At 63.1% G+C, this 14,167-nt stretch carries 11 protein-coding genes; 8 read left to right on the forward strand and 3 right to left on the reverse strand.

Annotated features, from left to right (window positions below; translation table 11 throughout):
• Positions 1–21: 21 nt before the first annotated feature.
• Together PPL01S_RS17615 and PPL01S_RS17620 are read left to right on the forward strand one after the other, a co-directional pair.
• Entirely contained in the window at positions 22–1,590 is a 1,569-nt protein-coding gene (locus PPL01S_RS17615; protein WP_028625362.1) for a GumC family protein, read from the forward strand.
• An 11-nt stretch (positions 1,591–1,601) separates the two neighbouring features.
• Positions 1,602–2,408 carry a CpsD/CapB family tyrosine-protein kinase gene (locus PPL01S_RS17620; protein ID WP_028625363.1) on the forward strand — a complete coding sequence of 269 codons (807 nt, stop codon included), beginning with the start codon at positions 1,602–1,604 and terminating at the stop codon, positions 2,406–2,408.
• Positions 2,409–2,484: 76 nt separating this feature from the next.
• Here the strand turns inward: PPL01S_RS17620 and galE are convergent, their stop codons facing one another.
• From galE to PPL01S_RS17635, 3 genes are all read right to left on the reverse strand, one after another.
• Positions 2,485–3,450, reverse strand: a complete 966-nt coding sequence (gene galE, locus PPL01S_RS17625; protein WP_028625364.1) for a UDP-glucose 4-epimerase GalE — start codon at positions 3,448–3,450, stop codon at positions 2,485–2,487.
• A gap of 66 nt (positions 3,451–3,516) precedes the next feature.
• Positions 3,517–6,111, reverse strand: a complete 2,595-nt coding sequence (locus PPL01S_RS17630) for a glycosyl hydrolase family 5 (protein WP_028625365.1) — start codon at positions 6,109–6,111, stop codon at positions 3,517–3,519.
• The gene (locus PPL01S_RS17635) at positions 6,108–7,643 is read right to left on the reverse strand and encodes an O-antigen ligase family protein (RefSeq protein ID WP_016394736.1); all 1,536 of its coding nucleotides are present in this window, start codon (positions 7,641–7,643) and stop codon (positions 6,108–6,110) included. The genes PPL01S_RS17630 and PPL01S_RS17635 overlap by 4 nt, the downstream gene beginning before the upstream one ends.
• Before the next feature lie 100 nt (positions 7,644–7,743).
• On the opposite strand from PPL01S_RS17635, the gene PPL01S_RS17640 reads away from it, so the two are divergent.
• The 6 genes from PPL01S_RS17640 (at position 7,744) to PPL01S_RS17670 (ending at position 14,166) form a co-directional block, all read left to right on the forward strand.
• Positions 7,744–9,120: an oligosaccharide flippase family protein gene (locus tag PPL01S_RS17640; RefSeq protein ID WP_028625366.1), complete on the forward strand. Its 1,377-nt coding sequence runs from the start codon at positions 7,744–7,746 to the stop codon at positions 9,118–9,120.
• 297 nt (positions 9,121–9,417) lie between these two features.
• Complete coding sequence (locus tag PPL01S_RS17650) at positions 9,418–10,884, forward strand: FAD-dependent oxidoreductase (protein WP_016394734.1); 1,467 nt, start codon at positions 9,418–9,420, stop codon at positions 10,882–10,884.
• 145 nt (positions 10,885–11,029) lie between these two features.
• A complete protein-coding gene (locus tag PPL01S_RS17655; protein ID WP_016394733.1) occupies positions 11,030–11,647 on the forward strand; it encodes an acyltransferase in 618 nt (205 codons plus the stop codon).
• Positions 11,640–12,596, forward strand: coding sequence for a glycosyltransferase family 2 protein (locus PPL01S_RS17660; protein WP_016394732.1), 957 nt, complete (start codon positions 11,640–11,642; stop codon positions 12,594–12,596). Before PPL01S_RS17655 ends, PPL01S_RS17660 begins: the two co-directional genes overlap by 8 nt.
• 9 nt (positions 12,597–12,605) lie before the next feature.
• On the forward strand, positions 12,606–13,130 hold the full coding sequence (locus PPL01S_RS17665) for a serine O-acetyltransferase (protein ID WP_016394731.1): 525 nt from the start codon (positions 12,606–12,608) through the stop codon (positions 13,128–13,130).
• 58 nt (positions 13,131–13,188) lie between these two features.
• Complete coding sequence (locus tag PPL01S_RS17670) at positions 13,189–14,166, forward strand: glycosyltransferase family 2 protein (RefSeq protein WP_016394730.1); 978 nt, start codon at positions 13,189–13,191, stop codon at positions 14,164–14,166.
• Position 14,167 lies beyond the last annotated feature (1 nt).

Raw genomic sequence — 14,167 nt, forward strand, 5'->3', positions numbered from 1 at the left:
CTTTCGCAAGGGTGGCCACTGATGAAATCCGAGTACGAGCTTTCCCTCAAAGACTACATCGCCATCATCAAGGACCGCGCCTTGTTGCTGGGGGTGAGTATCGTAGTCGTGCTGGCGGCGACCGTGGGCGTCGCGCTCAGCGTGCCGCCCCTCTACCAATCGACCGGCACCATCCTGGTGGAATCGCAGCAGATCTCCCCGGACCTGGTGTCGGCGGGCAACAACAGCTTTGCCGACGAGCGCATCGAGGTCATTCGCCAACGCGTCATGACCCGCGAGAACCTGCTGCGGATCATCGACAAGTACGGCCTGTTCGCCGACAAGGGCCGGCAGTTCAGCCAAACCGACAAGATCGAGCAGATGCGCAATGCGATCGTGGTGGCCACGCTCAGCACCTTCATCAAGGGGCGGGGCGAAGCGACCGTGGCCTTCACCGTGTCCTACGAGGACAAGCGCCCGGAAGTCGCCAAGGAAGTGGCCGACGAACTGGTGACACTGTTCCTCAATGAAAACATCAAGCAGCGTACCGAACGCGCCACCGAGACCACGGAGTTTCTCTCCCAGGAAGCCAACAAGCTGGGTGCGGAGTTGGCCGACCTGGAAAACCAGCTGGCCGACTTCAAGCAGACCCATGCCAATGCCTTGCCGGAAAACCAGCAACTGCGCATGAGCATGCTGTCGCGTGCGGAACTGGAGTTTCGCGAAGTCGATCGCGATTACAAATCGGCCCAGGAAGAACTGCGTTACCTCGAGCTGGAACTGTCGGCTGCCTCTGCAGGTGTGAGCAGCCAGGCTGCCAATGGCAAGCCGACAACGGCCGACCAGCCGCAGGACCTGGCGAGCCTCAAGGCCGAGTACGCCCGGCTGATGACCAAGTACAAGGAAGCGCACCCGGACGTGCAGGCGGTCAAGCGCAAGATCGAAGTGCTGCAGGCCTCGGGCGAGAAGGGCATCGCTGCGGCGGCATCGCTGAACCTCGATGCAGCCCGGGTGCGGACCAAGATGGCAGCGGCGCAATCGCGCATCGCCTCGCTGGCTGAGCAGAAGCGTCAGCTGACCACCAAGATGGAAGCCTACGAGGCCGACATCCTCGAGGCACCACAGGTGGAGCGCGGCCTGATCACCTTGATGCGCGACCACGACAACGCGCGCAAGAAGTATGAAGAAATCCGCAACAAGGAAATGGGCGCGAAGATCACCGAAAGCCTGGAGCAGGAAAACAAGGCCGAGCGCTTCGTGCTGCTTGAGCCGCCGCTGATGCCGGAAAAACCGGTCAAGCCCAACCGCAAGAAAATCGTCGCCCTGGGCCTGGTGCTGGCACCGACCGTGGGTGGTGGGCTGGTGATGTTGCTGGAGATGCTCAACCAGCGTGTGCGCGGCGTCGGCGCGCTGGAAAGCGTGTTGGGCAAGCGGGTGCTGGTGGCGGTGCCGTATATCGCGACCCAGGCCGACAGGGCCAGGCGGCGAAAATGGCTGATGATGCTTATCGTCGCCGGTTTGGTCCTGGTGGCTATGCTGATGGTGGTCGTCCATGTCTTCTACATGCCGTTGGACGTCCTGCTGTTTAAAGCTATGGCGCGGTTTGAATAGGGAACGCAGCGATGGACAGAATTACGCCCGCTATTGGAAAGAACCTTCACCAGATTGCACCCACGTCAGTGGAAACACCGAAAGCGCCGATGCTGGCGGAAAAGTCCGCACTTCCAGGCGAGTTCGATTATGTGCGGACCAAAGTGGTCCCGCTGCGCGCGGATCACCTGGAGCGCAATCGGATTGTGTCGTACAACAAGAATTCGAACATGAGCGCAGCCATCGACTTGTTGCGCACGCAAGTGCTCAAGACCATGGACGAAAACGGTTGGCGCACCCTGGGGATCACCTCGCCGACCCCCGAGGCCGGCAAGACCGTGCTCGCAGTGAACCTGGCCATGAGCATTGCCCACCACACCACCAAGACCGCTTTGCTGGTGGACTTCGATCTGCGTCGGCCGCGGGTCGGCAGTACCCTGGGCTTGCCGATGGACAAGGCGCTGAACGATGTGCTCAGCGGCAAGGCGTGGCTGGAAGAGGCGCTGGTCAACCCGACGCTGCCCCGCTTTGTGGTGCTGCCGACCCGCGAACCGATCCCGATGTCCACCGAAATGTTGTCCTCGCCCAAGGTCGACGACATGATCACCGAACTGCGCGACCGCTACGAGTCGCGCATCTGCATTTTCGACCTGCCACCGTTACTCAGCTCCGATGACGCAATGACCGTGCTGCCGAAGCTCGATTGTGTGCTGCTGGTAGTGGCAAACGGCATGAACAGCAAGAAGGACATCGAGGATTGCCTGTATCACCTGGCCAACGCCAATCTGGTCGGGGCGGTGCTGAACAAGGCGGATGAGCAGCCGCGGACTTACTACTAAACCGCGCCGCCCGCGAGGCCCGATCGCCGGCTTGCCGGCGATTGGGGCCGACCCGATCATGCATCCGTAAGCATGCTCAACGCCGCCACGGATACGCGCGTTCCCAGTTCCAGGCATGCCCGACAATGTCTTCCAGCCGTGCAAACTGCGGCGTCCAGCCGAGGATGGTTTTCGCCCGCTCGGCATCCGCGACCAGCCTCGCCGGGTCACCTTCTCGACGTGCGGCCTCGATCACAGAGATTGGCCGCTCCGTCACCGCCCGCGCGGTATCGATCACTTCCTGCACCGAGAACCCCAGCCCATTGCCCAGGTTGAATGCCGTGCTGGCACCCCTCTCGTGCAGGTACTTCACGGCCAGTGCATGCGCCGAAGCAAGGTCCGCCACATGCACATAGTCACGCACGCAGCTGCCATCCGGCGTGTCATAGTCGTGGCCGAACACGGTGACTGCCTCACGCCGCCCGGACGCTGCCTGAAGGATCAGCGGGATCAGATGTGTTTCCGGCTCATGGCATTCCCCTAGCAACCCCTCAGGGTCAGCCCCCGCCGCATTGAAATAGCGCAAGCACACCGACCTCAAGCCATAGGCGCGGTCGAAGTCTTCGAGTATCTGCTCGACCATCCACTTGCTGCGCCCATAGGGGTTGATGGGCGCCTTGGGGTGTTGCTCATCGATGGGGACATACTGCGGGTCGCCATACACGGCGGCGCTGGAGGAGAAGATCAGTTGCTTGATATCGGCCCGGACCATGGCCTGGAGCAAGGTCAGTGTGGCCGCGACATTGTTCTGGTAATACTTGCCAGGGTCGCTGACCGACTCGCCCACCTGGATGAAAGACGCGAAGTGAAACACGGCGTCGAAGTGGTAATCCGCAAACAACCTGTCCAGGGCACCGGCATCGGCGATATTCAGTTCGACCCATTCGATATCAGGCGCCGGGGCCTCGATATCGGCGACCACCACGTTATGTCCGTCAGCCACCAGGTGCTTGACCATGTGCGAGCCGATATAACCTGCACCGCCGACAACCAAGTACTTCATCCAATCCTCCTGGAACAGACGCAGCGTCGAATGCCTGGATTACAGGTCTGAATTGACTCTAGATGGCTATTTCAAGAACAGCCAGTTGGCCATGGTCTGGCCGTCGAAGGTGATCAGGTAGCGCCCGTCCTTGTAGGTCGAAGCCAGGGTCTGCTCGCTGCCATCGGTGCGGCGGCTGTAGAGCTTCAGGCCTTTTGGCGCCTGGATGCTCACGGTGCCTTCGAGTGGCTCGACATGGAATGGCGTCATGTCGTCGGGCCGTGGCACGGCACGGCTGCCGAGGGAAATCAGCAGGCTGTGCGACTGGTTCAACGGTTTGGCGTCCAGGCTTTGCACCACCACGCTTGCATAGTGGGTCTTCAGCTGCACGGCGACATCGCCCAGTTGCACCGACTGGCCACCGAGCCAGCCAGTGGCGGCTTGGGTCAGCGCGGTGTCGATGGTGTAGAGGCCTTGTTGCCAGTTGCGTTTGAGCTCGCCGGTATCGCTGGTCGATTCGCTGGCATTGGCGTCCAGCACCGACTGGTCCGGGTCGTTGAACACGTGCGCATCAGCGGGAATGGCAGCCGCCTGCAACCACGGCAGTTGCGCGGTCTGCGGCAGGGCGATCTGCAGCCGGCCCTTTTCCATGGCGGTACGCAGCAGCACCGAGTTGCCGGGGGTGATGGCCCGGTTGAACAGGGTCTCGGCACTGGGCGCGAAGACGTAGCGGGTGTTGGCCGGCTGCACGTCTTCACGGCGGTAGAGCAACGCCGAGGCGGGGAGTGTGGCGATCATTGCCGGGTCGTTGTAGGCATTCCAGTTGTCGGCCCGGCGCCAGCCTTCGAGGAACGCTTGCTGGCTGTAGGCGTATTGCATGATCGCGTCCCAACCCTGGTGGGCGGCGGTGCCAGCCACGTACAGCGGCAAGGAGTGGCGGTCGGGCAGGGGGAAGGGCTCGGCGTTCCACTCGGTGACGGTCATCGGCAGGCCCAGCACCTGAGCGGCGCCAAGCCAGTTGATCATGCCGTCGCTGGTCAGCGGGTTCTTCTCCAGCTGACCGCTGCCACCATAGCCGTGGGCGTCGATCACGTTGCCTGCAGTCAGGGCCGGCAGCGCGGCAAGGCCGTTGCCGCCCCAGGTACTGGTGGTGACGATGGGCACTTTCACGCCCAGGCTGTGCAGGTGGTCGATCATGTCGACGTTGAAGCGGTGCTCCAGGTCGTTGAGAAACAGCTTGCCGGGGCCGGGCTCCCAGGCGCGCCAGGTCTTGTCCGCAGGCAAGTTGGCGCGTGCGGCGAAGGCTTTGGCCTGGTCCATGAACAGCCGGTTGTGCTTGGGCACGCCCTTGTCCGGGAGCAGGGCATTGCCGAAGTGCTGGGTCACGTCGTTCTCGTTGGTGATCAGCACGGCGGCGATGGCCGGGTCGTCCTTGTAGGCCAGGCCAGTGAAGGCATTGACATGGGTCAGGTACTGCTGGGCAAAGCGTTTCATGGCCTGCTGGATGGCCACGTTCACATAGGCATAGCCCTTGATCCCGGCATACTGCTCACCCTTGGCCAGTTCGTCGAAGGCATAGATGTTGTCATTGATGGTGACGATGCGCTCCACGTGCAGGTCGAGCCACACGTAGATACCTTCGTCCTTCAGGCACTTGATCCACCAGTCGATCTTCTTCAGCGAGGCGGGGCTCAATTGCTGGGTGTCGCGCAGCGCCTTGACCTCGCCAAAGATGTTCGGGCTGACCCAGGGCGAATCATGGTGATGCAGCCGCACCAGGTTGAACCCCAGCGCGGAAAGGCGCTTGGCCTGTAGCTTGATTTCATCGTCGGGGGTGTTGAACAGGGCGTAGGCCGACAGGTTGGTACCCCAGAAGCGGGCGGGCGTGTTGTCGGCAAACTGCAACTGCTCGCCGACGGCCTTGACGAACCCGCGCTTTCCTGCAGGTTTTTCCGCAGCGTTGAGGAAGGACAAGTCCACTGGCGAAGTGCGCCAGCCCAGCTGGTCATCTGGCCAGCGCGTGGTATCTGCCAGGCCGAAGCGTTCGGTCGCGGTCGGGCCGACCTCGATGTCACCTGTCAGGTTCAGCGTCGCCTTGAACTGTTGGCGGCCTGGCTCGATCGGGTCGGTATAGAAGAACGCGCGGATTTCCGAGGTGTCGCCGCGTTCGAAATAGACCTTGGCCAGCGCCGGCTCGAAGCGCAGTTCGATGCGCCGGGTGGCACTGCCCCAGGTCCAGCCACGGTTGCCGGGCAACAACTGCGGCTCACCCATCTCGGCGGTGAACAGGGCAGGGTCGAAGCGGAACACCATGCCGCCACCCATCACGCCGCGGCGCAGGCTCTTGGCGGTGAGGTCGAAGGCCCAGCTCAGGGTCTGCGGCTGTGGCCTGCCGATGTCTGCCGCCAGCTCGAAATCCAGTTGCGGGTTCTTGCCGTTCAGGGTGTAGCTGTAGGGTGCGTTGACCTTGAACGCCGTGCCGAAGCCGGTCCAGCTCCAGTCGGGCCCCCAGAAATCGAAGCGTGACTGCATGGCCGGCCCGCCACCGCGGGTGACGCTGGGCAGGCCGTTCTGTTCGTCGACGCTGACGGTCCATGCCGAGGACCAGGCGAGCGCGGGAAACAGCAACAAGCCGATGAGTAGCGATGCCCTGACCTTCGGGCGCAGACCAATCCCTGTCATGAAAGTACCTGGTTCGAGGGCTGGGAAGTGCCCAGCACGGTGGTTTCACTGGCCCTGAGCCTGCGCACCATCTGCACATAGGCCACGCACAAGCCGCCCACCGACCAGTACACCACCGGGATGACGGTGATGCTGCTGACGGTGAAGATGATCATCAGGATGCCGAGCAGGGTGGCCAGCAAAGCACGCCCCAGTCGTCGGTGCTCGTCCTCCTTGTCGGGGAACGCCCGCAAGGCCTTGTACATCGACAGCAGCACGCTGGCGAAGAACGCCACGAACAGCGCCAGCCCGACCAGGCCGAAGCGCAGCGCCAGGCTGATGTAGCTGTTGACGATGTCGATGATGCCCTCGCCCTGGATCATCGACTGCATCTCCGGGGTGTTGCGGAAGTCGAACGAGCCGAACAGTGGGTTGCGCTGGATGGTGATCCAGGCGTTGTCGAGCAGTCGTTGGCGGTAGGTGATGTTCTCTTTTTCCAGGTTGCCGACGAATGGCAGCAGGTCGAGCACCTTTTCGCCGCCGGGCAACAAGGTCAGTAGCGGCAACGCCAGCAGGCCGGCGCAGGCCAGCAGCGTCAGGCGCTTGACCGCGCCCTTGCCGGTGGCGATGAACACGCCGATGATCAGGCCCGCGCCGATCCATGGCCCGCGCGACAGCGGCACGACCAGCCCGGCGGCCAGCAGCAGGGCGCCCATGTAGCGCTGCAGGCGGTTGCGTACGTAGCCTTGCACGAACAGGTACATGCCGATCGCCACGCTGATGACGTAGGCCAGGGCGATCGCCTGGCCGGTGGTGGCGCTGGCGCGCAGCGAGCCGCCGCGGCTGAGGTAGCTGGACATGCTCCATTTCACCCCCATGGCACTGATCAGGCCGTTGTACAGCAGCCAGTGACGGGCGAACTCGGCCACCGCGATGATCGACAGCAGGAACGCGGCGAGGACGAAGGCGAGCAGGGCGTCCTTGAAGTCCTGCACGGTCTTCAGCCCGCGGCTGGCGACGTAGTAAGGCAGGAACACATCGATGTACAGCGACACGGCCTGGCGCAGGGTATCGGTGACCGTGGTTTCGCGCAGGTAGAGCAAGGTCATCAGCACCAGGCTTGCGGCCAGCAGCTTGTCGGGCCAGAGGCGGCCGAAGCGCACCGTGTCGCCCTGCTTGCTCAGGGTCAGCGCCGTGGGCAGCAGCACGCACACGGTGAGGATGCGGATGTGGTTGAGCTCGATCAGGTAATTGATCACGCCAAAGCCCGGAATATCCACCGACGCCGGCGGAATGGCGAACACCAGCATGAAGAACAGCGTCATGGGGTTGTGTTCCCGGCGCCGGGCCAGCAGCAGGGTGACGATGGCCGCCGCGGTGTAGACCCAGAAACTGAAGGAAAAGAACGCCAGCAGGGTGATCAGCAGCCACAGGTTGCGCCGGCGCTTGAAGTCGCGATCGGGAATCAGGTCGCTGGCCGGCCGGCGCGCGAGGAAGAACACCACGCTCGCGACGAACAGGATGACGACGAGCGCACGAAATTGTTCAGGCATGGGCTACAGGCACCTATGAATTCTGTCGGTGGACGACGGCTAGCGTCATGGCTAATTGAAACTATAGTGAGGTTTAGCTATTCAGTCAGAGATTGAAATCATGCCGTCGATTGAAGTGTCAGCAGCTGGGAGTCTGCGCAAGCGAGCGATGGGTGCCGGGGCCTGGAACCTGGTTTCCCTGCTGGCCTCGCAGGGCATGCGTCTGGGCGGCAACCTGATCATGGCACGCCTGCTGTTGCCGGAAATGTTCGGGGTGATGGTCATCGCCACCACGGTTTCGGTCCTCCTGCACCTGCTGTCCGATGTCGGCCTGCGCCAGAACATCATCCAGAGCCCCCGTGGCGACGACCCGCTGTTCCTCAATACCGCCTGGACCGTGCAGATTCTGCGCGGCCTGCTGCTGTTCGGGCTGACGCTGCTGCTGGCGGTGGCCGCGTGGGTCGCCCAGCAGGCCGACCTGTGGCCCGCGGCGTCCACCTATGCTGCGCCCGAGCTGCCCCTGGTGCTGGCGGTAACCGGCCTGCAGGCGATCATCTGGGGCTTCCAGTCGACCAAGATAGACGTCGCCGTACGAACTTTCCAACAGAAGCGGGTGGTGCTGATCGACCTGGCGTCGCAAGTCATCGGCCTGGTGGTGATGCTGATGATCGGCTGGTTCACCCGTTCCATCTGGTCACTGGTTGCCGCCGGCGTGGTCGCCGCCCTGGCCGGCACGGTGCTCGGCCATACCGCCTTGCAAGGGCCGGGCAATCGCCTGCAGTGGGACCGCAGCGCGCTGACCGAACTGGTCAATTTCGGGCGCTGGATCCTGCTGTCTTCCATCGTTGGGGTGCTGGCGATGTACGGCGACCGGATCTGGTTCGGCGCCAGCATGACGGTCACGGAACTGGGCGTGTATTCGATTGCCGTGCTGATTCTCGGCTCGATCCAGACCGGCCTGATGAAGCTGTTCGGGGCAGTGGCCTTGCCAGCGTTCAGCGAGGCGACCCGCGACGGCGACAAGCACCGCCTGCGGACCCTGTACGACCGCTTCAAGCTGCTGGTCGACCTGGTCATGCTGTTCGTCTGCGGGCTGTTCCTGACCGGCAGCCCGCTGCTGATCGGCTGGATGTACGACGAACGCTATGCCGAGGCAGGCTCGATGCTGGCGATCCTGTCGCTGTCGTTCCTGATGCTGCGCTACACCTTGACCCACCAGATCTGGATCGCCCTGGGCCACACCAAGTACCAGGCCATGGACAACATCATCCGCGTGGTCTCGCTATGGCTGCTGCTGCCGCTGTTGCTGTACATCGGCGGGCCGCGCCTGGCGATCTGGGGGGTGGCGCTGCATGCCTTGCCGACGTTGGTACTGATCGTCTACGTCAACCGCAAGCTGGAAATCCTCAACATCAAGCGCGAGCTGATGGTGCTGCCGATGGTGCTGGTGGGTGCCCTCTGCGGCGAGCTGCTGGTGTGGTTCTTCGCCTGGCTCTAGCGGCCCGGACGAAAAGGCCGGTTGGCGTGATGAGCAGGGTAGCGCATCGCGGATAAGTGACTAGGATTCATAAGAAAATGGCACGGGTTTGGGGATCATGGGGAAGCTTGTGTATTGCGCTGCGCTGGGTCGTAGGGGCTTTCTGCGCAATTGTGTCCTGTTGGGGGTGGGTGGTGCAGTGTTCGGCGTCTTGCCTGGCACCGCCCGCGCCGCCGCAAGTGAACCTGCCGAGCCGAAAGGGTTTGTCGTGATCAACGGTTGGGTGTTGCCGTCCCAGTACTTCCGGAAGCAGTAGACATGATCAACGACTACCAGGCGCAGACAACGCTGCGCGAAAGCTATGACGTGTGCATCATCGGCGCGGGGCCTGCGGGCATTACCCTGGCCCTGCGCCTGGCGAAGGCCGGCTGGCGGGTGGTGCTGATCGAAGGCGGTGGCCACGAGTACGCACCGCGCTCGCAGGCGTTGTACCAATGCACCTCCTCGGGGCTGGAGCTCTACGCCGAAGAGACGCGCCTGCGATTTCTCGGCGGCACCTCCAATCACTGGGCGGGTCGTTGCCGACCGTTCACCGCGTCCGACTTCGCCGTGCAGCCACCGGGCGACTTGCCGGGTTGGCCGATCCCCTATGCCGAGATCGAGCGTTACCTGCCGGCCGCCATGGACATCGTCGACCTGCCGCAGGGCAAGGACTTCCAGGCGTTGAACGATGCCCTGAAAGGCGGCGACTTCGATGCCGATCGTTTTCTGCTCAGCCCACCCACGCGCTTCGCGCAGAAATACGCCACCGCGCTCAATGAGACCGACGGGCTCGATGTGTTCATCAACTGCAACTGCGTGGACCTTGAGTTCGACAAGGCTACCGGCAGTCTGACCTGCGTGCAGGTGTCCGACTACGACAACCACCGCCAGCGGCTGGTGGCCAAGCAATTCATCCTGGCGACCGGCGCCATCGAGAACGCACGCCAGCTGCTCAACAGCCAGTCGCTGCAGGCGGCCGGTGTGGCAAGCCGCGAGGGCCTGGTGGGGCGCTGTTTCATGGAACACCTGAACATCGACATGGGCACCTTCATCCTCGGCGACGGGCAGGACACCGCCCAGCACCAGTACTACACCACCGACGCCTTCGTCGCCGAGTACCGCGCGGGCAAAGGCAACGTGACCACGGCGGTGCTCGACGATGTCAGGACCTACGGCCGAACCGCCGAGGTCAAGCACTTCCTGGAGAACCTCGCCTGCGAAATGGGTGTGGCGAGCAAGATCGCCTTCATCGCCAACTTCAGCTGCCCCGGCGATGGCGTCATCAGCACCATGATCGAGCAGTTTCCCAATGTGCAGAGCCGCCTCTCGCTACTGGATGAGAAGGACGCATTGGGGATGCGAAAGATCAATGTCAACTGGGCACTGAGCGCCGAAGACCGGCATACCATCAAGTGCATCGGCAGCGAACTGGCCAAGCAGTTCGCCGAAATGGGGCTTGGCTTCGTCAAGTTGCACGACTTCGTCTACGACACGGCCTTGCCCCTGAGACTTCAGCCCCATGCCCACCACATGGGCACCACGCGCATGGCCGCAACGCCCGAGTTCGGCGTGGTCGACCGCGACTGCAAGGTGTTCGGTACCGAAAACCTGTATGTCGCCGGCAGCAGCATCTTCGCCACCAGCGGTGCGTCCAACCCGACGATGCCGCTGCTGCAGTTCGCCCTGCGCCTGGCAGACCATCTCGACGCCAAGATGAACACCACCAGCAGGGCGGTCGCATGAACCGCCAGGAGCGTGCCACGGCATGAAATGACAGCGATCAGCGCGGTTGACAAGGGTTGAGTGCGATGCGGTCAGCAACAAGAAGAACGAGACCGGGTTCGCCTCAGGAGCAGTCCAGGAAGACGTTACTAACGAGGCAGACAGCATGTTCGGATGGCTACGGAACGCCCTGTACCACTACGCCAACGCAACTGGGCGAGGCAGCTCGCTGTGGAGGAAATTCTGCAACCCCTCGCCCCTGCAATGGGGCACCTACCAGGCACGATGGGGCAAGTTTCATTCGATCGGCAACAACGTGCACATCAACTGCGGCGTTTGCGTCACCGATCCGACCCTGGTGCGCATCGGCAGCAACGTGGGCCTGTCGGACTGCACCCTGATCGGGCACGACGGCGTGGTGGCGCTGATCGAGGTGTGTTACGGCAAGCAGCTCGATTCGGTGGGCTACATTGATATACGTGACAACTGCTTCGTCGGCCATGGTGCCATCGTCATGCCGCGGGTCACCATCGGGCCGGACTCGGTGGTCGCCGCGGGTGCGGTGGTCACCAAGGATGTGCCACCGGGCATGGTGGTGGGGGGCAACCCGGCCAAGGTCATCTGCTCGACCGAGGAGCTGATCAGGCGGGTCGAGGAACGTTGCAATGCGTATCCCTGGATAGACCTCGTCAAGCAGCGCAAGGGGGCTTACGACCCGGCGCTGGAACCGACCTTGGCGGCAGTGAGGCGGCAGTATTTCTTTGGGGACGGAAACAATGGATAGCAAGCCCGTTGATGTGATGGTCGTCAATTTCAACACCGCATCGCTGTTGCAGCCGATGTTCGACGCGTTGCGCCAGGCCGACAGCGAGCGGTTGGCAAGCTACCTGGTGGTGGACAACGCCTCGGCCGACAACTCGCTGGAATGCCTGGCGCAGGTCTGCCCCGAGGCGCTGCTGTTGAGCAACAAGCAGAACGTCGGCTTCGGTCGCGCCAACAACCAGTTGCTGGCGCACCTCAAGGGCAAGTATGCGCTGCTGCTCAACACCGATGCCTTCGTCGCCCGCGACACCCTGGAAAAAACCGTCGCCTACATGGACGCTCATCCCGACTGCGGTGTGCTGGGCGTGCGCCTGGAAGGGCGCGAAGGGGATCTGCAGCCGTGCTGCCGGTACTTCCCGACACCCTTGAACATCTTCGTTGCCCGCACCGGCCTCGGGCGGTTGTTCCCCGGGCTGAAGATGGTCGACGAAATGAGCTGGGACCATGGCTCGGTGCGCGAATGCGACTGGCTGCCGGGGTGTTTCTACCTGGTGCGCCGCGAGGTGCTCGACAAGGTCGGGCTGTTCGACCCGCGGTATTTTCTCTACTACGAGGAAGTCGACCACTGCAAGCGGGTCAAGGAAGCCGGCTGGAAGGTGGTGTTCTACCCGCATACCACGGTCGTGCACATCGGCGGCGAAAGCTCCAAGTCGGTCGCCGAACTGGAGGCCGCCAGCCGGCAGATCTCCACCTACCAGATCGAAAGCGAACTGCTGTATTTCCGTAAGCACCACGGCGCGGCGGGGCTGGCCTTGCACATGTGCCTGGTCAGCCTGGGCGACCTGGTACTGGCGCTCAAGGCGCTGTTGAAGGGGCGTGGCCGGGCCGCCATCAAGGCCTGTTGGCAGCACACCCGCGCCACCTGGTCGCTGCTGTTCAAGACCCGCTATGCAACGCAGCCAACACGGTAAGGTGAAGCCATGTTCGAGAATATCCGCGCGGACTTGCGGGCATACGGTGGTGATTGGGGTGCCCAGGGCTTCTGGGTGATGCTGGTGTACCGCTTCGGCCGCTGGCGCTATGGCGTGCGTCCGGCGCTGCTGCGCAAGTTGCTCTCGTTCATCTACAAGGTGCTGTTCAAGTTCGTGCAGATCATCACCGGCGTCGAACTGCCGTGCGAAGTGGTGGTGGGGCGCAACTTCGTCATCGACCATTTCGGCGGCATCGTCATCAGCGGCTACGCCCGCTTCGGTGACGACTGCAGGATCCGCAACGGCGTGGTGGTGGGCCTGAAGAACGTCAGCGAGCCGACCGCTCCGGTGATCGGCAACAACGTCGATATCGGTGCCGGGGCCAAGTTGCTGGGCAACATCCGCATCGGCGACAACGTGGTGATCGGCTCCAATGCAGTGGTGCTGATCGATGTGCCGGACAATTCGCTGGCGGTGGGGGTGCCAGCTACGGTCAAGGCCCGCAAGCACAATGAGGCAGCGCAGTACTCATGAACCGTCTGCTGGATGGCGGTGATCGGCGAAGGGCAGTCAAGGGTGGCGAGTGAGGCGCATGGTGACAGGCATCGGAGTGGTGGTGATCGGTCGTAACGAAGGCATGCGCCTGGAGCGCTGCCTGGCTTCACTGGCACAGGGTGCGGATCAGGTCGTGTATGTCGACTCGGGCTCCACCGACGACTCGGTGCAAAAGGCGCGCAGTCATGGGGTCGAGGTGCTCGCGCTGGACTTGAGCACGCCGTTCACCGCGGCGCGGGCGCGCAACGAAGGTTTCGCCTGCCTGCTGCAGTTGCGCCCGGACCTTCGCCATGTGCAGTTCGTCGACGGTGATTGCGAGGTGGTGGCGGGGTGGCTGAACCGTGCCCAGCGGTTTCTCGACGCGCACCCCGAGGTCGCGGTGGTCTGCGGCCGGCGCCGGGAGCGCTTTCCTGAACGTTCGGTGTACAACCTGTTGTGCGACCTGGAATGGGATACCCCGGTGGGCGAAGCCAAGGCCTGTGGTGGCGATGCACTGATGCGGGTCGATGCCTTCATGGCCGTGTCGGGCTACCGGCCGGGACTGATTGCCGGCGAAGAGCCGGAACTCTGTGTACGCCTGCGAGCCCGTGGCTGGAAGATCTGGCGCCTGGGCGCCGAAATGACCTTGCACGATGCGGCCATGACCCGCTTCAGCCAGTGGTGGAGGCGCTGCGTGCGGGGCGGCTATGCCTTTGCCGAAGGTGCTCACCTGCACGGCTTTGCGCCCGAGCGGCACTGGCGCCGTGAGTCGCGCAGGGCCTGGTTGTGGGGCCTGGGCATTCCACTGGCAACGCTGCTGCTCAGTGGGCTGTTCGGCGGCTGGGGGCTGTTGCTGCTGTCGATCTACCCCTTGCAGGCCCTGCGCCTGGCGCGTCGCGGTGGACGCTCGCTGCGCGAGAACGGCCTGCAGGCAGTGTTCCTGGTACTGGCGAAGTTTCCTGAAATGGTCGGGCAGGTGAAGTTCCTGGTGGACAGGTTGACCGCCAGCAAATCTGCGCTGATCGAGTACAAGTGAG

The sequence above is a fragment of the Pseudomonas plecoglossicida NBRC 103162 = DSM 15088 genome, from assembly GCF_000730665.1.
Taxonomy (GTDB): Bacteria; Pseudomonadota; Gammaproteobacteria; order Pseudomonadales; family Pseudomonadaceae; genus Aquipseudomonas; species Aquipseudomonas plecoglossicida.

Coding starts and splice junctions, on each gene's coding strand:
- PPL01S_RS17615 (WP_028625362.1), top strand. CDS start 22: ATGAAATCCGAGTACGAGCTTTCCCTCAAAGACTACATCGCCATCATC.
- PPL01S_RS17620 (WP_028625363.1), top strand. CDS start 1,602: ATGGACAGAATTACGCCCGCTATTGGAAAGAACCTTCACCAGATTGCA.
- galE (WP_028625364.1), bottom strand. CDS start 3,450: ATGAAGTACTTGGTTGTCGGCGGTGCAGGTTATATCGGCTCGCACATG.
- PPL01S_RS17630 (WP_028625365.1), bottom strand. CDS start 6,111: ATGACAGGGATTGGTCTGCGCCCGAAGGTCAGGGCATCGCTACTCATC.
- PPL01S_RS17635 (WP_016394736.1), bottom strand. CDS start 7,643: ATGCCTGAACAATTTCGTGCGCTCGTCGTCATCCTGTTCGTCGCGAGC.
- PPL01S_RS17640 (WP_028625366.1), top strand. CDS start 7,744: ATGCCGTCGATTGAAGTGTCAGCAGCTGGGAGTCTGCGCAAGCGAGCG.
- PPL01S_RS17650 (WP_016394734.1), top strand. CDS start 9,418: ATGATCAACGACTACCAGGCGCAGACAACGCTGCGCGAAAGCTATGAC.
- PPL01S_RS17655 (WP_016394733.1), top strand. CDS start 11,030: ATGTTCGGATGGCTACGGAACGCCCTGTACCACTACGCCAACGCAACT.
- PPL01S_RS17660 (WP_016394732.1), top strand. CDS start 11,640: ATGGATAGCAAGCCCGTTGATGTGATGGTCGTCAATTTCAACACCGCA.
- PPL01S_RS17665 (WP_016394731.1), top strand. CDS start 12,606: ATGTTCGAGAATATCCGCGCGGACTTGCGGGCATACGGTGGTGATTGG.
- PPL01S_RS17670 (WP_016394730.1), top strand. CDS start 13,189: ATGGTGACAGGCATCGGAGTGGTGGTGATCGGTCGTAACGAAGGCATG.